This window comes from Sporomusa malonica (genome assembly GCF_900176355.1).
In the GTDB taxonomy this organism is placed as follows: domain Bacteria; phylum Bacillota; class Negativicutes; order Sporomusales; family Sporomusaceae; genus Sporomusa; species Sporomusa malonica.
Genome location: NZ_FWXI01000019.1, coordinates 87,764 through 107,632, shown reverse-complemented (window position 1 = coordinate 107,632; position 19,869 = coordinate 87,764). Strand labels below are relative to the sequence as shown.

At 43.9% G+C, this 19,869-nt stretch carries 21 protein-coding genes, 1 tRNA gene and 1 riboswitch; of the genes, 6 read left to right on the top strand and 16 right to left on the bottom strand.

What is annotated here, in order from left to right:
• From B9A22_RS18810 to B9A22_RS18790, 5 genes are all read right to left on the bottom strand, one after another.
• On the bottom strand, positions 1–260 hold a 260-nt coding region (locus B9A22_RS18810), incomplete at its 3' end, for a hypothetical protein (protein WP_217805989.1).
• 67 nt (positions 261–327) lie between these two features.
• A complete protein-coding gene (locus tag B9A22_RS18805) occupies positions 328–867 on the bottom strand; it encodes a hypothetical protein (RefSeq protein WP_084577476.1) in 540 nt (179 codons plus the stop codon).
• A gap of 133 nt (positions 868–1,000) precedes the next feature.
• Complete coding sequence (locus tag B9A22_RS18800) at positions 1,001–1,444, bottom strand: DUF1036 domain-containing protein (protein ID WP_084577475.1); 444 nt, start codon at positions 1,442–1,444, stop codon at positions 1,001–1,003.
• A 28-nt stretch (positions 1,445–1,472) separates the two neighbouring features.
• On the bottom strand, positions 1,473–1,703 hold the full coding sequence (locus B9A22_RS18795) for a DUF2442 domain-containing protein (RefSeq protein WP_084577474.1): 231 nt from the start codon (positions 1,701–1,703) through the stop codon (positions 1,473–1,475).
• An 87-nt stretch (positions 1,704–1,790) separates the two neighbouring features.
• A complete protein-coding gene (locus B9A22_RS18790; RefSeq protein WP_176215596.1) occupies positions 1,791–4,274 on the bottom strand; it encodes a winged helix-turn-helix domain-containing protein in 2,484 nt (827 codons plus the stop codon).
• A 376-nt stretch (positions 4,275–4,650) separates the two neighbouring features.
• On the opposite strand from B9A22_RS18790, the gene B9A22_RS18785 reads away from it, so the two are divergent.
• Positions 4,651–5,064: a transposase gene (locus B9A22_RS18785; protein ID WP_084577472.1), complete on the top strand. Its 414-nt coding sequence runs from the start codon at positions 4,651–4,653 to the stop codon at positions 5,062–5,064.
• Positions 5,065–5,263: 199 nt separating this feature from the next.
• On the opposite strand, the gene B9A22_RS18780 is transcribed toward B9A22_RS18785, so the two are convergent.
• The 7 genes from B9A22_RS18780 to B9A22_RS18750 form a co-directional block, all read right to left on the bottom strand.
• Positions 5,264–5,353: transfer RNA gene (locus B9A22_RS18780), tRNA-Ser, on the bottom strand.
• A 5-nt stretch (positions 5,354–5,358) separates the two neighbouring features.
• A complete protein-coding gene (gene tadA, locus B9A22_RS18775) occupies positions 5,359–5,808 on the bottom strand; it encodes a tRNA adenosine(34) deaminase TadA (protein WP_084577471.1) in 450 nt (149 codons plus the stop codon).
• Positions 5,809–5,933: 125 nt separating this feature from the next.
• Positions 5,934–6,317 (bottom strand): hypothetical protein, encoded by a 384-nt coding sequence (locus B9A22_RS18770; protein WP_084577470.1) that lies wholly within the window; start codon positions 6,315–6,317, stop codon positions 5,934–5,936.
• Positions 6,318–6,416: 99 nt separating this feature from the next.
• Positions 6,417–6,890, bottom strand: coding sequence for an HAD family hydrolase (locus B9A22_RS18765; protein WP_084577469.1), 474 nt, complete (start codon positions 6,888–6,890; stop codon positions 6,417–6,419).
• 42 nt (positions 6,891–6,932) lie between these two features.
• On the bottom strand, positions 6,933–7,319 hold the full coding sequence (gene crcB / locus B9A22_RS18760) for a fluoride efflux transporter CrcB (protein WP_371360920.1): 387 nt from the start codon (positions 7,317–7,319) through the stop codon (positions 6,933–6,935).
• A 28-nt stretch (positions 7,320–7,347) separates the two neighbouring features.
• Positions 7,348–7,695, bottom strand: a complete 348-nt coding sequence (locus B9A22_RS18755; protein ID WP_084577468.1) for a DUF190 domain-containing protein — start codon at positions 7,693–7,695, stop codon at positions 7,348–7,350.
• Positions 7,696–7,769: 74 nt separating this feature from the next.
• Positions 7,770–7,833: riboswitch (Fluoride riboswitch) on the bottom strand.
• Positions 7,834–7,909: 76 nt separating this feature from the next.
• The gene (locus B9A22_RS18750) at positions 7,910–8,359 is read right to left on the bottom strand and encodes a YaiI/YqxD family protein (protein WP_084577467.1); all 450 of its coding nucleotides are present in this window, start codon (positions 8,357–8,359) and stop codon (positions 7,910–7,912) included.
• Between the two features lie 591 nt (positions 8,360–8,950).
• On the opposite strand from B9A22_RS18750, the gene B9A22_RS18745 reads away from it, so the two are divergent.
• The 4 genes from B9A22_RS18745 (at position 8,951) to B9A22_RS18730 (ending at position 14,098) form a co-directional block, all read left to right on the top strand.
• Positions 8,951–10,201, top strand: a complete 1,251-nt coding sequence (locus B9A22_RS18745; protein WP_176215594.1) for an ATP-binding protein — start codon at positions 8,951–8,953, stop codon at positions 10,199–10,201.
• 179 nt (positions 10,202–10,380) lie between these two features.
• The gene (locus B9A22_RS18740; protein WP_084577465.1) at positions 10,381–11,559 is read left to right on the top strand and encodes a cyclic nucleotide-binding domain-containing protein; all 1,179 of its coding nucleotides are present in this window, start codon (positions 10,381–10,383) and stop codon (positions 11,557–11,559) included.
• Positions 11,552–13,303: a B12-binding domain-containing radical SAM protein gene (locus B9A22_RS18735; RefSeq protein WP_084577464.1), complete on the top strand. Its 1,752-nt coding sequence runs from the start codon at positions 11,552–11,554 to the stop codon at positions 13,301–13,303. Before B9A22_RS18740 ends, B9A22_RS18735 begins: the two co-directional genes overlap by 8 nt.
• Positions 13,304–13,435: 132 nt before the next feature.
• Positions 13,436–14,098: a GntR family transcriptional regulator gene (locus B9A22_RS18730; RefSeq protein ID WP_245824056.1), complete on the top strand. Its 663-nt coding sequence runs from the start codon at positions 13,436–13,438 to the stop codon at positions 14,096–14,098.
• Positions 14,099–14,145: 47 nt separating this feature from the next.
• Here the strand turns inward: B9A22_RS18730 and dapB are convergent, their stop codons facing one another.
• From dapB to B9A22_RS18710, 4 genes are all read right to left on the bottom strand, one after another.
• Positions 14,146–14,973 (bottom strand): 4-hydroxy-tetrahydrodipicolinate reductase, encoded by an 828-nt coding sequence (gene dapB / locus B9A22_RS18725; protein WP_084577462.1) that lies wholly within the window; start codon positions 14,971–14,973, stop codon positions 14,146–14,148.
• Positions 14,974–15,158: 185 nt separating this feature from the next.
• On the bottom strand, positions 15,159–16,061 hold the full coding sequence (locus B9A22_RS18720) for an EamA family transporter (protein WP_245824055.1): 903 nt from the start codon (positions 16,059–16,061) through the stop codon (positions 15,159–15,161).
• A gap of 34 nt (positions 16,062–16,095) precedes the next feature.
• Positions 16,096–17,100: a nucleoid-associated protein gene (locus B9A22_RS18715; protein ID WP_084577460.1), complete on the bottom strand. Its 1,005-nt coding sequence runs from the start codon at positions 17,098–17,100 to the stop codon at positions 16,096–16,098.
• A gap of 223 nt (positions 17,101–17,323) precedes the next feature.
• Positions 17,324–18,241 carry a DMT family transporter gene (locus B9A22_RS18710; RefSeq protein WP_084577459.1) on the bottom strand — a complete coding sequence of 306 codons (918 nt, stop codon included), beginning with the start codon at positions 18,239–18,241 and terminating at the stop codon, positions 17,324–17,326.
• A 105-nt stretch (positions 18,242–18,346) separates the two neighbouring features.
• Here B9A22_RS18710 and B9A22_RS18705 point away from each other — a divergent pair, with 105 nt between their 5' ends.
• Positions 18,347–19,822 carry an aminotransferase-like domain-containing protein gene (locus tag B9A22_RS18705; RefSeq protein WP_084577458.1) on the top strand — a complete coding sequence of 492 codons (1,476 nt, stop codon included), beginning with the start codon at positions 18,347–18,349 and terminating at the stop codon, positions 19,820–19,822.
• Positions 19,823–19,869 lie beyond the last annotated feature (47 nt).

Genomic DNA, 19,869 nt, shown 5'->3' with positions numbered 1-19,869 from the left:
AACACAAACCAGCTCGGAACAAGAATATAGCCACTCAGAAATGCCAGTTTATTCCAGACAAGCTGCCAATGTAAGCTGGAGCTTACAGAAAACATTACAATACAGGTTAACCAAAGAATTCTGGCTCCCAAAGAAGCAATCAAGGGCAGGACACCTGGTGTTTTGCGATAATGGCACAGATATGCCGCCAATGCCACCAGTATTATAATTACAAACAGATGCAGTCCTATACCGGAAAGCCGGGGTAAAGCTATTTCCATTATGGAATATCCTCCTGGCAACCAAGGTATTTCCTATGAATGTTCTTCCCAATCCTCGCTGCAGGCTTTATAACCTGGCGGCAATCGTCTTGGCAATCCGCTCCATCATTTCCACCGTTATGGGATACCGGCCGTCGTCGACATATCTGGTGACAGTGATGGTGGTATCACCTTTGCGAAATCCCAGCATCCGGGGCGGATTTTCGTTCTTGGGCCCCCAAAAGGCGTTTTCCATCGTTTTATACTCCTGTGATCTGAATTCACTGTAAATTTTTTCGTAATGACTGCCAGGTAAAACGGTCACGGTAAGAACGATGTGACCTTCATCGGTGGTGGAAAAAGTAAGGTCAGGCTTGCCGTTGAACTTCATATCAGCATAGGTCATTTTGAACTTGGTACCGGTTATGTTTATCAGGTCTTCCGCCGTAAGATATTTACGATAGTCTTTAACTGCCGCTTGGGGCGCAGGGGCAGCTGCCGACGTTTGGCTCGTGGGCGGCTTGGTGACCGGCTTTTTGTCAGGCTCATCAGTCGCGCCGATATAAAAGAGAGCCGCAAAAGCAACGATAATTCCGGCAGCAAACCCCAGAATCACTTTTTTGTTCATGGCCATTTCCCCCTCTTCCTCGCTTCTCCGTATCCCTTTCCTTTCCGGAAAACGGCAAAGCCTCACTGACATTTTCATCAGCGGGCCTTGGCCGTTTGCAAAAACCGCTCAGACAGTCCCGTTCTTTACGGACTTATTCCGGCGACCAGTACAGAAATCCATCTTCCAGCTCGTATTTTGCGAAAAATTCTTTTCGCATCCTAGGTCCTTCCGGGCAGGGTTGCCCGTCATAATAGGAAAACTTATTACCATTTACCGTACGAGTCACTGAACTTGGTATCCCTTCGCCGCCCCACGTCGCTTCCGACGTCTTCACAAAAAGATAAATAGTGTTTTTGGAAACGGACGAATCGACATTAATCCGCCGCGTGCTGAGCGGCTGCACTTCCCACCAGCCATGGCACCGCCACCTGCCGGCTACATCGTCGTAATCGACCACCGCCAAATGCATCTTATCATTGTAGGGATTCCGAATATCCATCTTGTAGGCCAGGACGGGGGAGGGGACAGCGCTCATTACTATCATCACCAATAGTACGACGCCGAGCAAATTACCGAAGATACCTTTTTTATTCATTTCTTATACCTCCTTGTTTGGATTGCGTTTATTTTGTGATGATTTCCATAATCTCGCTGACGGCAATTGATATTCCTCCCGGCCAATGTATCGCTTTGCCATCAGTCCTCGCCGCGTTAAACACCTGCCTGTTTCTGAGTTCGGAGAACCGGGCGGTATGTAGCTTGGTGTTCATGTCGATTGTCACCGAATGGTTATTGTCAAAGCGGACTGTAACCTGATAATCAGCCCCGATGACTATTTCTTTGATTTTCCCCATAAGAACACCTCAAAACGCCAAAAGGCTAACTCACCTTAATCATAAGGGAAGTTAGCCTTGAGTGATACTATACGAAAGTATATTCTTTTAACCTGTTTTTTGCTCAATCATTATCTTAGCCAGCGCTGTCCTGCTGCTGATGCCCAATTTCGCAAAAATACTCTGCAGCGCTTTTTTTACCGTTATCTCGGCTATGTGCAGCGTATTCCCGATAGCCTGGTTTGACAATCCTGATGCAACAAGCTCTGCGATAGCGGCTTCCCGCTCGGTAAGCATTGACCTATTGTCACGGCTGCTTAATTCTGCTGACATCGCGTCCCTGTTTTTGGAAATTAACGGAAAAAGCGCATTGATCCGGCCGATAAATTCTGGGTAATGCCCGTTCTTTTCCAGCTGAGCGAGCATATCGGCAATGTACTCGCCATTCTCCGCAAAAGGCATAATAACCTGATCGGGAGCCGCGACACTGAGCGCTTGCCGGAGTGTTTGCCGTGCGTCTTCATGCCGCCCCAGTTTGAACTCGGCTGCGGCTTCATAGATATATGTATACACTTGCCCCAACAGATTCGGAAAAACGCTTGCCATACCGATGAATCCTTCGGCTAAGCCGATTAGCTTCAGGTATTGACCACTGATTAGCAGCGCCTTGCCCCAAATAATATTAAAAAAAGCGTAACCGGGGAAACAGATTGAACTATCTTGCAAATCACCTTTCACAATCCATGCGGGGATCTTTTTCTCCTGATTGAGGCACGAATAGATGAATCCCTCACACATATCCAATGTATGAATATACTGGTACAATCCGCGCTCTTTGATTTCCTCCCGTGTTTGCCACAGGATATCCGTCACCTGCGCCAAATCCCCCCGCAGAGTCGCCAGCCGCATTTGGAGAAACAATGCACATAGTACTATCGCCATTTGGTCCTGGGACTTGGCGATATATAAGGCTTTATGGGACGCAATTTCCGCATTTTCAAAATCGCCGGTGTAATAATACCACTCGGCTTGCATCACGTATTCTGCGCCGGAACCGTGCCCGGCTGTTAATTGGTAATAATGCGGCATAGCCACGATGATTTCATTGACTTCCTGCTCCAGTTGCCCAGTCTCGCGATAAAACATATATAGCACAGACGGTGAACCAAATGTCCATGAACCATTTCTGTCGATGAACTCCGACGGCCCCTTCAGCAGGCCCCCGGCTCTTTGGTGATGTTCAGACATCCCTGTTATACTATTATACTTAGAAAAACCGCCCAAAAGTTCGAGCTCCCCCGCCAACTGAGCTTTCGCCTGCTCCCCCTCCGGCAAGAATTCGATGTAGCGGCCGACTTGTTCGCATTGCTGCGCAAACAACTCCATTTCATTAAACGAAAACAGATTGATGGCGTAAATCAGACAGGCCCACGGGTGGTCTCTTCTTATCTCCATGGGGCACTCGCTGAAATACCGGATCAACCGGTCTTTATGCTCGTTGGTTATGCAGTTGCCTTTATCAATTTCAATAGCGGTTAACAAACTGTCGAAATCAGCGGCTTTGTAGAAGCAATCCATGGCATGGATATATTCTCCGATACTTACATGCCATTTCCCTGCTGCCTTCCAGATGGCCTGTTGCCTGTCCGAACCCTGCCTGTCAAAGATTCGCCTCAGGTAACTCGTGAAGATGTTATGTATGTAATAGGTTTGACTGCCATGATCATATTTGATAAAGGCATTCCCGGCCATGAGCCGCCCCAATAGCGCCTCGGCATTCCCCTTGGTCCACATATATTCAGCCTGTAGCGAGGAAAAACTGTCGAAAATGCAGATGCTGAGTAAAAACTCCTGGACCTCTATAGAACAGCGCCGATAGACAACCTTTTCTATCAGTTCATATAAGCTGGCCTGCCGTTCAATCCGCTTATCCTGCTGAAACCCCAGTATGCAAAGATATACGGCGCTAATCCAGCCTTCAGTATAGGAGACCAGGAAATCCGCTTCCTCAGCACTTAGTTTGACCCCGTTCAACCGGCAATACTCAATGATCTCGGCTCGTGAAAGCTCAAAACTGCTCTTTTCGATAACGCAGCAATATCCTTTGAGTACGAGCTCGGTTGTATTCTCGCCAAAAACACTGCGGGATACAATAACGATATGCAAATTGGGAGTCTCGGACTTGACCAATAACTCGATAAATCTGTCGATATCTCCCGAAGACAGTAAATGATAGTCATCAAATACGATGACCGTTCTTTTAGAAAACTCTATACTCCCCACAATACGGATAGCCTCATCCAAGAATACGCTGTTGCCGGGAACCCCCATTCCCGCGAGTCTATCGGCGGCCACGGGGTCTAGTTTCCTAATCAAACGGCTTAACCCATTCCAAAATCCGGTTGACGAATCATCGGTCAGTGTTTGCCATAGCTCCTCGGCTTCACTGCCCGACAAATACTCCTTCACTGCGGTAGTTTTGCCATAGCCCATCGGCGCTTCTACAACAGTCAGCGGATATTCCCATATATTATCCAGGGCCTCTACTATCGATTTGCGCATATAAAGTGTCTTTGCCTTGTATCTGGGCATTGAAGCGCCTCCCGGGCAGTTGCAATCACAACAGTGTGTGGCAATTATACTTAGGGTTACCCCTATGTCTAAAAGTACCATATTTTTTTTGACATGTAAAGACAAATCCTCTACCCTAAAAGTAGTCCACCAAAACAAGAAAAGTCTGTTTGTCTAGATGTCGATTTAATTGGTGCTTACGAAAAAGAGTTGTTCACCATATAATAGCAAACATCTCTTTTAAGTTCATTTTCACTTTCCGGTTTTAGCTGGTAGAGGCGATCCGCAACCTTGCAAATCCACCTATTTCGATGACAAAAGGTTCTGCCGTCGCCGACAAACCTTACAGAGTAGTAGCACCAAATATAATAAAGACAGCGATCAATGGTTTTGTAAGATGGGAAATTATACGGTAGATAAAAAACGTAAAAAGTGCGGAAAATCCGGTTGGGCACAAGATAGTATGAGATATACATTTGATAAGACTATGTGTAAAGATTGTCCGCATAAGATAGAGTGCGCCGGGAAAGAAACAGTAGTCAAACGATTGGATGTTGGAATTAATACAGCTGACTATTATGAACATAGTCAACGAGCACAAACCCAAAAATTTAAAGAAAAGTATAAAAAACGTGCAAGCCATGAATGGAAAAACGGTGAAATGAAGCAGTTCCATGGATTAGACCGTGCCAAGGGGTACGGTCTTAAAAACGTGAGTATGCAAGCTAAGTTAACTGCTTTGGCAGTTAACTTGAAAAGGATAGCCGCCTTGGTATCCTCAATTTTTCTGTTTTTACCCAAAACCGCTTAAAATTGAAATGTTTGTCAAACAATTTAGCAAAACGAATTTGTTTTGCCTCTTAAAAAGAAGGTTTTTTCAGTGGGTTCGGACAGGTTCCTTGTCCCAGGCAATTCTACACGCTCTACTTTCAGTTGGGGTCGAAAATACAATTTCTCCTATTTTAACTAAAAAAGGCTTCACGCAGTTTTGCGTGAAGCCTTTTTTTCTCTGGCGGAGAGGGTGGGATTCGAACCCACGGTCCCGGTGAAGGGACACTTGATTTCGAGTCAAGCACCATCGACCACTCGGACACCTCTCCGTGAATTATTTCCGTCTTTGGCGAAAAAAATCTTTCATAATTGTTGCGCATTCATCAGCACGCACGCCAGACGTTACTTCCATCCGGTGGTTAAGTGCAGGGTTTTGTACAACATTAAAAAGTGATTCCACCGCTCCGGCTTTGTAGTCGGGACTACCATACACCAGTCTGTCAATGCGACTCATGATGAGTGCACCAGCACACATGGGACACGGCTCTATAGTAACATAAAGTGTAGCGCCCGTCAACCGCCAGCGGTTTAATGCTTTGCAGGCTGCTCGAATGGCTATTACTTCCGCATGGGCAGTAGCATCATGCCATAGTTCGCGCATATTATGCGCGCTGGTCACAACCTGACCGTCCACAACGATTACAGCGCCAATTGGCACTTCGCCTAGGTCATACGCTTTTTTAGCCTCAACCAACGCCAGGCCCATATAGTAACTGTCATCCATATTCTCTCACCGCCACAGAGGCTTGCTGAAATGTCACTGTGATATTATATCCTGACACCGTAAAAAAATCAACACCATACCGCCGGTATATTGTGGAGGCCAATTCCTAAATAAAGAAAATGCGGCTAAGAATTCTTGAAACCAGGCCAATGGTGTTTTTCCTCACTATTGAGGCTTTCATATATTTCTATCTCAAGAAAAAATCGCTCGACTATGATTCTGTTAATCATCTCATGCACCTGGTTTGCCGTATTGTCAACGCCCCTTTCGATTGAAACCAATAGCGCTTTCGCTTCTTCCTGGCTAAAATGAGGGGGGACTGCCAAATTAAAGGTAGGCTCAAACCATTTGTTCGCATATTTATCGACAAAAGCCATCATGCGCGCTGTGACATGCTCAATAAGATCAGGGTTCCCCGATATTTCGCTCAGCCACTGCCGGAAAAGCCGCTCTATTTCTGTTAAGTTGATTTCAGACTTCTGGGGAAATGGAATTATCTTTGCTGCCAAAACATTGTCCCTCCTGTATGTTACTAAGTTGTTTTCAGTATCGTACATAATTGTTTAGATTATGTTTGAAAACTTACAGGAAGGAGAATCGTTTAGCTATTACCGCCTCAAAGTGGCAATAAGGCGTTTAGCATTAAGCAACAGGCGGATCGCATCTTCCGGACTCCTAACAACAATGTTAGACGCTGACAATACTCCGCTGCTAAGTCCTTCAGGCCCAAGAACGGCAATCTTTAGGCTGGCAATAAAGAACATCGGCTGATCATTCACACCGTTTCCAATGACTACTGTGCTGTCTGAGCCCCACTCGCTGACATATCGTGCCTTTTCTGTACCATCTGCTTGGCTGCCCAAGATAATAAGTTCCACGCCCTCAATACCCTTCAGTTGCTCGCGCGCTGCCCCGAAGGTGTCTGCCGTAATAACCACTACATGAACTTTGGCAGCCAATTCTCGCAGTAATTCTCGGACAGAATCACTCAGAACACCATCTTCGGCCAAGGTTCCGTTATAATCAAAAACAACATGCTTAAAGCTTAATTGTCTCCCGTCTGGCATAGTTACTTCAATCATATTATCTCTCCTATTTATCAATAAATGATTACTGTTTTTATTTTATGAAAGAGTCAAGCACCTCGCAAAATTAATCCCCATCCAGGTTGCAAAAAAACCTATTACGCAGTTGGCTAAAACATTATACAGCGCAAGGGAAATACCGGCTTCCTGCAGCAGTTTTATTGTCTCATAACTAAATGATGAAAACGTTGTTAATCCGCCCAGAAACCCTGTAGTGACAAACAGCCGCCACTCCGGCTTGACGATAAGCTTATCAGTCACTAAAGCCAGAAATAGGCCAATAATAAAGCATCCTGCAACATTGACAAGTAAAGTTCCATAAGGAAAATTAGATCCAAAGCGCTCTGCAGCCCAAGAGGAGACTACATATCTTGATGCGGCCCCTATTCCCCCGCCCAGCGTAACGATTAGTATGTTAATCAGCATGTGTACCTCCTAGCGGCAAAAACTTATTCTATCGTTGCGGCCGTGTTTTGCCATATTTGATTACTTCAATGTCATCGAGAGTAACTAGTCCTTCTTGCAGCATTTCGTCAATAAAAGGAAGCAATTTATTAATATACTCCTCACTGTCAATAATTTCGACCAGAATCGGCAAATCACTTGACAAATCAACAATACTTGCAGTGTGAATCCGGCTGTTTGCACCATAGCCCATTAAACCGCGAAACATAGTGGCTCCTGCTAAGTCAAGCTCTTTAGCCTTTTCTATAATGGCATAATAAAGAGCTTTTTCTTTGTAACGGTCATGCTCACCAATATAAATCCGTAAACGCTTGGCTTTACCCGTAATCTTAGGCATATATACCTCCCCTTTTTCGGCTCCTAACCCCTTCCCTTATGCTGGTCATAGTATAGAACAGAACTCCTACCAGGCACCTGGTAGGAGTCATCACCGTTCGACACGGGGTTAATGGCGAACTCCATCGCCCCAAATATCCATCTGTAGGTAAATTATAACAGTTAGGCCAGTTTATCGTCAATCAGAAATCAGTAGGCAAATACTGAACAACCACTCAGCAGTCGCTGCTACTACTATGGGCAATTAACCGTTCAATTGCCGCCTCAAATCGTTGATCATCTTCCCGTGCCCTTTTACTAGGCCCCTTGGTTCTTCCGCCGCCACGGCGAAACTTAGCTTTCATTTCCCGTTCTTCTAGCAGAAATTCGATTGTTTCTGGACTATATACTTTGCCAGTTGGACTAAGACAATACGCTGACTTTCCTAGTACCATAGAGGCCAGTCCCCAATCCTGAGTAACAATTACATCGCTTGGATCAGTCAGATTTATTAATTTTATGTCTGCTTCCTGGGATGCACTGCCTACTACTACATGATGATCAGATACAATATTGTGATTAAAACTGGCAACCGTCCAAACAGGAATATTATATTTCTGGCCTATTCGGACACATATCTGAAGAGCTGCCTTCGGACAGGCATCGGCATCAATTAAAATTTTCATAATATCCCCTTTTGCTTATTATACGTTTCTTTTTAATATCCAGCATATTCAATAATACTCTGTTATTCGGCATAAATCTCCATATTTTGCAACAACTCTTTGTTATAATTACCAAAAGTGTACGTAAATGCAAAAATTTAGTTGTAGTATCTATAGTCCCGCGAAAAAAAAGGGGGAGAAAGATTGCACATGACCTTTTATGATCTTTCAATTATTGCAACTCTATCAGCTACGTTCGCTGTGGCTTGTGTTTATTTTTTCTTATTCTGGCTTTACCGTCAACCCTATATTGGCTTATGGGCAGTTTTCTGGCTGGTGCACTTTTTAACTCAAATATTTTACCGCACACCACTGCCCCAAATCACTACATCCACTTTAATTGGAATCCAATTCGTATCAATCGCCAATTATATACTTCTTGTATTTGCCACAAGTAAGTTCCTTGAACGAAAAATGCATAAGGGCTGGTATTATTGGGGTATCGCTTTGACCCTATTCTCTGACATTGCCGTTTATTTTAATGCTCCCTTTTCTATAACAGCGTTCCCCACCCTTGCCTATATAGCATACATTTATTTTTGGCACGGGTGGATGTTTATACGCCATTTTGACAGTAAGAGTTGGGGTAAAACTGTTGTCGGCATTGCGTTTATTGGAACAGGATTACACACTCTAGATATGCCTTTCCTCGTCTCGGTAAGCTGGTTCGCACCATGGGGTTTTTTAATTAGCGGTATTCTCCGGTTCATTATAGCTATCGGTACTCTGATGCTATATGTTGAAAAGAACTTCCGTGAATTGGTAGCCAAAGACAATCAATACCGCCTACTGGCTGAAAACGCAGCCGATACTATCTACCTCTACCGGCTAAAACCATCGCATGGTTTTGATTATGTAAGCCCATCTATAGGCAAGCTAACCGGTTATAGCAGCGACGAATACTATGAATCACCTGACCTGCTTTTTTCGCTAATTCATCCAAGCGATGCCTTCTGGGTAGAGAATCTTGTCAGTAACCCTGTTACGGTTTCAACTAGCCCGATAGTTATGCGCCTTATCCGGCGCGATCACACTGTGATTTGGGCTGAACAAACAACGGTTCCTATTTTTGATGAAGGCGGCTCATGTATTAGTTTTGAAGGAATCATTCGCGATATTTCGACTCGAAAAGCCTTAGAACAAGACGTCTCTCGGTTGGATCGACTAAACACAGTGGGGCAAATGGCAGCAAATGTTGCGCACGAGATTAGAAATCCTTTAACAACAGTAAACGGCTACCTGCAATTTTTTCGAAGAAAAGATGAATTTTTAAGTTACAAAGACCATTTTAATCTATTAATTAGCGAATTAGATCGAGCTAATTTGATTATCAAAGAGTATCTGGCCCTTTGTCAGAATAAGTCAAGAGATATGGGTTTCCACCAACTCAACTCTATCATTCAGGACATATATCCGTTGATAAAAGCTGCTGCAAATGCTACAAGCATGGATATTCACTTTATTCCTGGGTCCATACCTGAGATACACCTAGACGGGAAAGAAATACGGCAATTGATCTTGAATTTAGTTCGTAATGGCCTTGAGGCAATGGAACCTGGTGGAACCGTGACAATACGAACCTATGTTAAAGACGGGGATGTAGTCCTGGAAACTCAAGATCATGGAACCGGAATACCTCCGCACATTCTCGAGAATATCGGCAAGCCCTTTCTGACTACCAAAGAAAACGGAACCGGCCTCGGCCTTGCGGTGGTCTATAGGATTGCTAACGATCACCAGGCCAAAGTCCAAGTAGTATCAGGCCCATCAGGCACAATCTTCTATATAATATTTAAAAAATAACTGATCGAAAGACCCTTACATTAACTAAGAGAGCCCTAATACTGGGCTCTTTTTTTTTTACAGGATTTCCAGCAACGCCATAATTTTTTAACTATTATGCGTGAAGGAGGTGATGCCTTTGAATGTATTGACATGCTCCTGTAGTCCCTAACTAAAACAAAATTGGAGGATGATTTAACATGAGCAGCAAAGAAAACCAGGATCTTTCCAGCGATATGGTAGATTGCCCAATGCAAGTCCGCATCGCTGCACACCCATGGGAAAAAAACGAGATCTATAAACTGCGTTATCAAGTATATGTCGAAGAAATGGGTAAACCATTGGAATCAATCCTCAGGAAGAGAAAACAGATTATTGATGCCATGGATGATCGGAGCATATTGATTTACGTAAAGGCTGGGAGCGAGATTGCTGCTACACTGCGTGTTACCATTGCTTCTGTGGAAGACTACCCTGCCGACTTAGTTGACACTTTTCAGCTGCATAAATTCAAGACAGTACATGCTGATCCTTCAAACTCGTACTTTGGTCTCGTTACTAAGATAGCTGCCAAACCTCACTACCGGAGTTCACCCGCATTTTATCTGATGCTTGTCGAATCATATCGGCTACTCAGTGCCCAGAAAGTAACATTCTGCTTTGGGGGTTGTAATCCATCAGTCGTTCCATTATACGAACGATTAGGGTTTAGGAGATTTACTAAAAATTTTACTGATCCAGGATATGGCCTTTTGGTTCCATTGGTCATGATGATCCAGGATATAGAGCACATGAAGGCTATCAAGTCCCCCATCTATCGCCTTGCTCGTAAACATCCTAGCGATTTGTCAATGGTACAGCGTTTTTCAGAGACATTCCCAGAAGTTGCAAGATATCATAACACCCAACTTGTCACACAAAAAAGCTTATGGAAATATGTAGAATCCAAGCTAAGCCCTTCTCCGTTCACATTTCCGATATTTAAAAACCTCGACACTGAGAAAATTATCAATCTTCTACTGGCAGGAGTCATATTCTCCTGCGCGCCAGGCGACTGCATTCTACACCAAGACAGCCTATGCAACGATTTATATATTCTGCTATCAGGCACCCTGGTTTCGTCGTCGAATAAAGACTCCCATATTCTGCAGGCTGGCGAGCATTTTGGCAGTTTGACATTTCCCGACCAGTCGCGACAAACAAACTCAATATTCGCTTTAACCGAATGTGAATTATTTGTGCTATCGCGACAGTCATTTGAACGCTATCAACACCTTTACCAAGAAGCGTCCAAAACCTTACTAAATAACCTCAAAATCGCTCAACCGCTTTCCCAAGATTACCTGAATACACAACAAGGAGGACAAAATCATGAATAAAAATATTGAATTGTTATTGGTTAATAGCTTTGCGCCTAGACAAAGAATTGCTTCTGATGCGGCGTTAGAAAACGGGCTGGCAGTGATTCGCACCTATCTTGAGGATCGCGGGTTCAGTGTTTATGTTGCCGACGAGCAACGGATATCCCTTGTCGAAAAGGGCGTCCCTAGCTGGTGCACTCAGTTGCTTCGTACATTAGTCAAACTACAGCTAGCATATAACAGCCGATTTAAGTTGTTATCAATACTTGCCCTGTTATTGGCTTGGCCTGTACAATCGTTAGCTCTTGGTTTCCGTAAAAATCATATGGACACGATTATTGATAATATCGTCACCCTGGTAAAAGCTGAGCAAATCCCTTTTGTGGGAATAAAAGTTTGGGGAGGAGCCCCCTATTCCTGGAGTATCAAGTTATCCCAGAAAATCAGGGAGGCAAGTCCAGAAACCACAGTAATTGCCGGCGGCCCGCATGTAAAGGTATACGGTGAGTACGTTCTGGCGCAGGGGGAATTTGATCTGGCCATTATGGGGCCTGGAGAAGAGATGTTGGAGTATCTGCTAAATATGAGAAAAACCGTTCCGACAAAAGCAGCCTTCTTAGAACTGGTGCGCCGGGAGATTGGGACCTCACCATTAATTAGGACAGGGCACTACCACGAGCAAGGTGACTACATGTTTCACTCATTTACTATTCCAAGATACAGACCTGCAGACATGTCAGACAAGCTATGGTTTCATACTTTGATCGATGGTCTTGGTTGCACCTGGAATAAGTGCAGCTTTTGCTCGCATACAAGGCAAAATACGCATTACACTCCTCGACCTGTAGATGAGATAAAAAACGAGATCATGGCAATGACGAGCCGGGGTATCGCTTTTTTCCGCTTCAGCAGCTCCGAAACGCCGCTAGGTCATGGCAGAGCCATTGCTCAAATGATCTTAGCTGAGCATTTAAAAATAAATTATTCCATGTTTGCCCGGCCAGGCAAACCATCAGAACATGACTATGAGACCTATCGCCTGATGATCAGATCTGGTCTCAGAGCCGTGTTTTTGGGCGGAGAAACCGGCCATGATGAGATCAATGACAAAATAATGAATAAAGGGGTAGTAAGAAAAGACATTATTGATACAATTCAATGCATCAAGCTGGCGGCAGCAGCAGAAGGCGTTTCTTGCCAAATCGTATTATCAATGATTTATCCCTGCCCGGTCATCCCAGGAGTAACCCTTGAAGAGGTGTTCGAGCAAAACGTAAGCTTAATTCGAGAAGCGAATCCTGATGCGGTGATCGTAAATCCACCAGGCGTACTCCCTGGGACTGCCTGGTTTGACGAAAAAGAAAAACTGGGATTCAAATTAGGAGAAAAATTTGTAAATGAGCTTATGCGCTACGAGTATTCCATTTACAAGCCTGTAGAGTTCTGGCGCAAACTCGACTATACACTGAACGATTTGGATGTAAAAAAGCTGCTCAAAGAAATAGGTAGATTAAATAGAGCGATTGTAGACATGGGAATTCCTATCAACATCTCCGACGACTATTTGATGATGAGCCAAGCCATCGGGTATAGTTCGAAGGCAGACCTGTTCGAATTTAAGAGAAGTTCATTTGTTGATATCATTAGCGGAACGAGCAATTACATCAAGCGGATTACTAAAACAATGAATGAGCGCAGCGAACTACTAGCGACCACAAATCCCCCCCAAGATGCGCCTGCAGCAACCACTACTAAAGAATAACACTATTGTAACTGCTCATCAAACCATAACTAGTTCAAGGGAACCGCCATCTGGCGGTTCTTTTGCTTTTTTGCTATGTTATTTACCTACTAAACAAACGCTAGCTTATTGACTTTTACGGCAAAAACTGTAATGATAACAGCATCGAATGTCAATCGGGGTGAACAAATGAAGTCATCAATTGCCATGTATCGTTCAATTGCTTTGGATTTAGCCCAAAGAATAGTTAACGGCGAATTTAGTGTACAGGAAAAGATTTCGGGCAGATCAATTCTAGCCAGCCACTACAATGTATCGCCAGAGACAGTCCGAAAAGCGATCGCCCTCCTAAAAGTCAAAAATGTTGTCAGTGTTTCCCAAGGAAAAGAAGTTACAGTACTTTCCACTGAAAATGCCTATAGCTTCGTAGAGCACTATAAAAGTACCGAATCTGTCGATTCCCTGCACCAGGATGTCGAAATCCTTTTACGTCAAAAACGAGAAATTGATGCGAGACTCGAGAATCTGCTCACTGATATTATTAATTATTCGGATAAGCTGCGCAACCTTACACCGTATAACCCTGTCGAAGTTGAGGTCCCGGAAGCCTCGCACATCATCGGGCATACCATTGCGGAAATCAGGCTTTGGCAACATACAGGCGCTACTGTTGTTGCAATCCGGCGAGGTACTGACATCATTATCTCTCCTGGACCGGATGCCAAAATTGAGCCCCTTGATCGCATTGTAGTTGTTGGTGATAGTGAAATTTTAATAAAAACTGCCAAATTCGTCGGTAGTCCAATTATAAAATGAGCCACCCTAAAAAAATAGGGTGACTCATTTTATCTTACATAGGAAACCTACGCATAGACACCTGTCAATGAAACAGCGTCAACACCATGCGCTCGCTCATCAGAATGACTACTTTTCCCGAGGCCAAAAACGTCTTTCATCTCATAAAGCCCTTTTCGTCCATAAATAAACTGAGCCGCCTTATAAGCCCCCTCAGCGTATGCTGTTCGCGAAAAGGCCGAATGAGTAATTTCAATCTGATCATGCTTGCCACAAACCAAAACCTTATGACGCCCTATGATATCACCCGCCCGGATAGAATGAATCGGGATTGAATCATTCTTCTCTCCCGACCGTTCAAGACCTCGTTTAATAGCTGCAGCGATTTTTTCCGCGGTACCTGACGGACTGTCTTTTTTATTCCTATGGTTTTCATCAATAACCTGGAAGTCATAATCAGATTGTAGTTCGGCCACTATTTGAGCCATCACTAACAATATATTGACACCAAATGTGATATTAGGTGCGATCACCACACCAATTTGCCTTTTTCGCGCCAAAACCTTTACTCTTTTTATATCCATCTGAGTATAACCGGTTACTGCGGTTACTACATTTACATGGCACCGGGCCAGCGTAGATAAATGTTCTCTTAGGAAGTTAGGCGAAGAAAAATCGATTAATATATCTGGTTTGAACTTGTTTAATTTTTCTTCAAGATTTGCCGTGGTCTCAACTGTAATACCCATATACGGCCTATGTAAAATTTCACCTAAATCTTTACCTTCTTCGCTGCTATTCTCCCGGCATAATACTAGTGAAAGTGCCTGTTTTTTATAAAGATACTCAGCCGCAATTCTTCCTGTTGTTCCTAAGCCAATTAATGCCACCTTCATGCGAGCACCTCCCTGTTCAACTTACAACTTTATATTAACATCAGAGTTGTAAGTTAGTCAAGAAGGTTATACTTTCCAATTTAATTTTCACTTTCACAGCATTTTGGAGTGACTTCTACATAATTCCAAAAGGGCAAGAAAAAAATCCGTAGACCAAAAGGCCTACGGATACCATAAGATTTATCTCAACTCTTCTGGAGCTCAGCAGTACTCATCCGCCATCTTGCTCCCAGAACATGTACTACCAGACCGGTCATAACCAGCAGAGCACCAATCCCTTGCCAAAGGGAAACCGACTCTCCCAGCAGTAACGCCGAACTGCTCATGCCCACGATTGGCACCAGCAGCGCTAGCGGGGAAACGACGGCGGCAGGGTAACGGGAAAGCAGCTTGCCCCATAGACCATACCCCACCAAAGTAGCGAAGAAAGACAGGTAAACAAGCGAACCTATACTGGTCCATGTAGGACTATGGAAGGCAACCAGCCAGGCATCATAGCCTTCTAGCATCCACGACAAGAATGTCAATGGTAAAATGGCTACAGCGCCAGCCCAAACCACTAACGACAACATTGAAAAGGGTGGTATCCCTAAAGTAGCTCTACGCATAATGACGTTGCCGATACCCCAGCAAGCAGCCGCAGCCAAAGTCAGCCCAAAGCCAGCAGTTGTCATCTCCACTCCCTGCTGCAAACCAATCATGGCCATACCACCACCTGACAGTGCAAGCCCTGCCAGGTGATTCCACTGCCAGCGTTCTCCCAGACAAGTGACGCCCACCAATAACGTAAAAAAAGCCTGTGACTGAAGAACAAGAGAGGCTAGGCCCGCCGGCATACCTACCTTCATTCCCAAAAACAAACAAGAAAACTGTCCTACATTTATGGACAACCCCAGCGCGATCAGCCAGGGCCAAGGAATTGGTGGTCTAGGTAGAAAAAAAATAATCGGAAAGCAAGCCAGAAGAAACCTAAGGGCACCTAACAAAAGCGGCGGAACATCCCTTAACCCCATTTTTATGGCAATAAAATTAAGACCCCATACAGTAACGACAACCAGGCCGATAAGGATATCCCTTCTTTGCATCATTGCACACTCCTAAATAACACGCCCAAAACACTGACTATTTGTTGGTTATTTTCCCTATATTTCTTAACTCAATCGATAAAGTGCCGTCCGGATTATTGATAAACTCAATATACTCCTTATTTTGGAAATAATCTACCGGAAATGTTATCTCAATACCTGTATCAGTTTTAATTTTATGGCTTTTCCCCTTTTTGATGGCAAATTCCTTATCTATTTTCACTATCTCGGGAATCCCGGCAGTTTTTACTTCTCTCATGAATTCCTCTTGCATGATGGGGGACGCACTAAATACCTCTTTACTCAACTCCACCGGATTTAGATACTCAGTTACTCCGGTGTTTTCCACTATATAGTTTTTAGTTTTAGAGACAGCCTCGACAGTGCTTTTTCCATGATTTTCTGCTACCATGCGGGTAATTGTGTTGACTAGTTGAAGGGTATCTTTCGGCGAAATAAGCGAACTGCATTCAAGGATATTGTCAGCTATTATGTAAGCATCATTGCCATTAATCGATCGTTTTTTATCAATAAATCTAATATTTAGCGAATCAGCATCTATGAATGCATACTCGTCAATTTTTTGCGACAGACTGGGTAATATCGCATAATGATTAATAATATCATTTTTAATTTTTTCATTATCATGCACTACCTGATGAATGAATCCAATTTTGTTGCTGCATTTTAACAGAGCAATTACGCGATTACTATCTATGTTAAAATCGCATACGAGCAAATCTGTGGAGTCTAATACATCTGACTGAGAAATCGATTCAACCATTAATTCAGCTACATACACTGAGAAGCTGGTAAAATCCAGAGTGCCGGCAAGATAGTCTTCTATTTGTACCTTAAATTTACTATTTGGATAAAAAGTTCCCGTTTTTGAGTTTTGGTCATTATAGGATTTCTCAATATGTTTGGATAGAAATGTTACAACACTATTACTTTGGGTATCTAACTCCTGCTCTGAGAAAACAGTTACTCCAGAATTAAAGTCCAGTATATGTAAGATCGCCTTGTTTATTGTTATTATCACGTTTATCTTCCTTTTCTTGTTTTGAATGATTCTTAGTGCGAATTCGCTGCGGTTAATCCTGGGATAACCGGCTCTCTGAAAAAAAGAGCCCCCTAGTCATTTGACTGAGGGCAGTTTGCTGTATTAGCTTTAGTATCTATTGTAACAAGTCTATCACGTAGTGTGCAAATATTTTTTGAATCCCCTAAAACCGGGTTGTTTATTGGTATATATTTACCATTCCTTATTCGCCTTCTATTTTACTCGGTACCCCCGCTAGGGACTCCAGCCACTTTTCCAGGGCCGCTGCTTTACTCACTAAATATACACCGCCGAGTACTAAACCCAGGCCGATAAAAGAATAGACTGATACATATTCTGATAGGAAGTAGTAACCGACGAATTGAGCAATAACCGGCGATATATATGTCCAAGTTGATGGCAGTAATGGTCCTGCACGGCGTACCAACCAGTAGTAAGAGCCATGTCCGGCAAGCGAACCAAGTACAACAAGATATACCCAGGAAAAGGCTACTTCATCATTGATACCCACCACTGCCGGCTCGGCAACCACTGACAGCAGCACCAGCAGCATGCCGCCAATGACCATTTGCCAGCCATTCAGGACAAAAGAAGTAATACCAGCAGCTAAGATTTTTTTCGATGTCATTGTCCCGAAAACACACCCCACCTCAGCAGCCAGTATTACCACTACCGCTAAAATGGCTTCTTTAGTAACATCTATTCCTAATGCAGGCAGTACCGCAACCGCCACCCCGATGAAAGATATAAATAAACCGCTGCCTTTAATCCAGACATTTTCCCTGACACCCTGGAACCACTCTACAATAGCGATCATAATTGGTGTAGTTGCCGCCAGCAGTGCTGCAACACTTGATGAAATATACCGTTCTCCCCAATATAGGCAGCCAAACATGATTGCGGTCATAAAAATACCAACAAGCGCAACATCCTTACGCATTTCAGGTTTTAGACCAATCTTGCCGTGTAAGATTTTAACGGTAACCAATACGATAAGTCCTGCGAAGAAAAACCGCGTTCCCGCAAAAAGAAAAGGCGGCGCCCCAGCATCTATACCAACCTTTATGGCTAAAAATGTCGTACCAAAGATTAAGCACATTAAACTATATACTATATACATGATATTTCCCCCTTTGCTGTTATACAACACTGCTGTATATTATTTCTTATAGAACCATTATTTTGCTATAACAGTCAAGTGACTACTATAACAGTTGGAGGACTTATGAAAATTTCTATTAACCGTCAAAGTAATGTTTCCATACGTGAACAAATCTATCTGGAAATTTCTCAAAGGATTCGCTCTGGTCTGATAGAGCCCAATTTTAAACTGCCCTCTGTGCGGGATCTGTCCGAGGAATTGAGCATTAGTTTGGTAACTGCACACCATGTATATAAAATGCTTGATAACAGCGGCTTGACAGAAACCATTCGCGGCAAGGGAACCTTTGTACGCAAAGGAAAGGACAATACCTCAGGGGATCATGTTTCCGCCCCCTTTGATTGGCAGCTCTCTATTTCAGACTACCTTCCCCGTGCTAGCTTCTGGAGCCAAAGCGCAGTACGGTTACCCCCCAATATATTAGACCTGGCCTCAGCCTGTGTTCATCACTCCTTGCTGCCGATGCATTTAATCCAGGAATCTATCTACCAGACACTGAAAAAATTTCCCCATGCGCTGGGGCAATATGCTAATTTTCAAGGTGATACTGATTTTTTACTTGCCTTAACAGAGTATTTAAAGCTGCTATCCATTAAGCTTAAGCCACACCAATTGCTGGTTACAAATGGTACCCAGCAAGGTATCGACCTTTTTGCCCGCACCTTTCTTGGTCCCGGTGACACCATTGCACTTGAAACCCCTTGTTTTTCTGCAGCTATTGATGCCTTTCGCTTATCTCATGCCAACCTGCAGCCCATCCCCGTTGATGCAAACGGAATACGGGTTGATATACTGGAGGACTTAGCACCGCATATTCGTCTTAAAGCCATCTATACAGTTCCTACCGGCCAAAATCCTACCGGAGCAATCATGTCCCTATCCAGGCGCCAGGATCTGCTCAGTTTCGCCCGAGAGCACAATGTCCTCATTTTAGAAGATGAACCGCATCGTGAACTTGAGATGACCCGCATAAAAACCTCTGCCTTACCGCCGCCATTAAAAGCACTAGACACAGATGGACGAGTGATCTATCTTAAAGGTTTTAGCAAATTCCTCTTTCCTGGCATGCGCCTTGGGTTACTTGCCGCAGACGGGAGCATTTATAACCGTCTGCTTGCAGCCAAATCAATTGCAGACCTTGGTTCTCCTCTCTGGCTGCAAAAATCGCTGCTGCCCTTTTTCCAGAATCCACAGCTTTTACGGTCAATTAGCAAAATGAGCAGCTTGCTTGATGCGCGCCGAAAAAACGTCCTTCAGACCCTTGACCAACTCCTTGATCCTCGCATTGCCCGGCCTAAACAGTCAGCTGGACTCCACTTATGGCTGTCAATGCCGCTTGGGATTCATACAGATTACTTGATTCCCGAAGCCCACCGTCGCGGTGTACACTTTCTCCCAGGGTCGATTTTCTATCCTGGAGAACCCGAAACCAATCATCTACGAATTTGTTGGACCAATCTTGCAGATGAGGATTTACCAAAAGCGCTTGAAATACTTTGCAAGCTGTTAAACGATGCAGTAAAAAATCACGACGCTTAACTGAAAAGCCGTAGACGAAAACGTCTACGGCCTTTCCCATTATCGCT

What these genes read in the sequence shown, in the direction of transcription:
- B9A22_RS18805 (WP_084577476.1), bottom strand. Translation starts at nt 867, where the DNA reads ATGAACAAAAAAGTGATTCTGGGGTTTGCTGCCGGAATTATCGTTGCT.
- B9A22_RS18800 (WP_084577475.1), bottom strand. Translation starts at nt 1,444, where the DNA reads ATGAATAAAAAAGGTATCTTCGGTAATTTGCTCGGCGTCGTACTATTG.
- B9A22_RS18795 (WP_084577474.1), bottom strand. Translation starts at nt 1,703, where the DNA reads ATGGGGAAAATCAAAGAAATAGTCATCGGGGCTGATTATCAGGTTACA.
- B9A22_RS18790 (WP_176215596.1), bottom strand. Translation starts at nt 4,274, where the DNA reads ATGCCCAGATACAAGGCAAAGACACTTTATATGCGCAAATCGATAGTA.
- B9A22_RS18785 (WP_084577472.1), top strand. Translation starts at nt 4,651, where the DNA reads ATGGGAAATTATACGGTAGATAAAAAACGTAAAAAGTGCGGAAAATCC.
- tadA (WP_084577471.1), bottom strand. Translation starts at nt 5,808, where the DNA reads ATGGATGACAGTTACTATATGGGCCTGGCGTTGGTTGAGGCTAAAAAA.
- B9A22_RS18765 (WP_084577469.1), bottom strand. Translation starts at nt 6,890, where the DNA reads ATGATTGAAGTAACTATGCCAGACGGGAGACAATTAAGCTTTAAGCAT.
- crcB (WP_371360920.1), bottom strand. Translation starts at nt 7,319, where the DNA reads ATGCTGATTAACATACTAATCGTTACGCTGGGCGGGGGAATAGGGGCC.
- B9A22_RS18755 (WP_084577468.1), bottom strand. Translation starts at nt 7,695, where the DNA reads ATGCCTAAGATTACGGGTAAAGCCAAGCGTTTACGGATTTATATTGGT.
- B9A22_RS18750 (WP_084577467.1), bottom strand. Translation starts at nt 8,359, where the DNA reads ATGAAAATTTTAATTGATGCCGATGCCTGTCCGAAGGCAGCTCTTCAG.
- B9A22_RS18745 (WP_176215594.1), top strand. Translation starts at nt 8,951, where the DNA reads ATGTTTATACGCCATTTTGACAGTAAGAGTTGGGGTAAAACTGTTGTC.
- B9A22_RS18740 (WP_084577465.1), top strand. Translation starts at nt 10,381, where the DNA reads ATGAGCAGCAAAGAAAACCAGGATCTTTCCAGCGATATGGTAGATTGC.
- B9A22_RS18735 (WP_084577464.1), top strand. Translation starts at nt 11,552, where the DNA reads ATGAATAAAAATATTGAATTGTTATTGGTTAATAGCTTTGCGCCTAGA.
- B9A22_RS18730 (WP_245824056.1), top strand. Translation starts at nt 13,436, where the DNA reads ATGATAACAGCATCGAATGTCAATCGGGGTGAACAAATGAAGTCATCA.
- dapB (WP_084577462.1), bottom strand. Translation starts at nt 14,973, where the DNA reads ATGAAGGTGGCATTAATTGGCTTAGGAACAACAGGAAGAATTGCGGCT.
- B9A22_RS18720 (WP_245824055.1), bottom strand. Translation starts at nt 16,061, where the DNA reads ATGATGCAAAGAAGGGATATCCTTATCGGCCTGGTTGTCGTTACTGTA.
- B9A22_RS18710 (WP_084577459.1), bottom strand. Translation starts at nt 18,241, where the DNA reads ATGTATATAGTATATAGTTTAATGTGCTTAATCTTTGGTACGACATTT.
- B9A22_RS18705 (WP_084577458.1), top strand. Translation starts at nt 18,347, where the DNA reads ATGAAAATTTCTATTAACCGTCAAAGTAATGTTTCCATACGTGAACAA.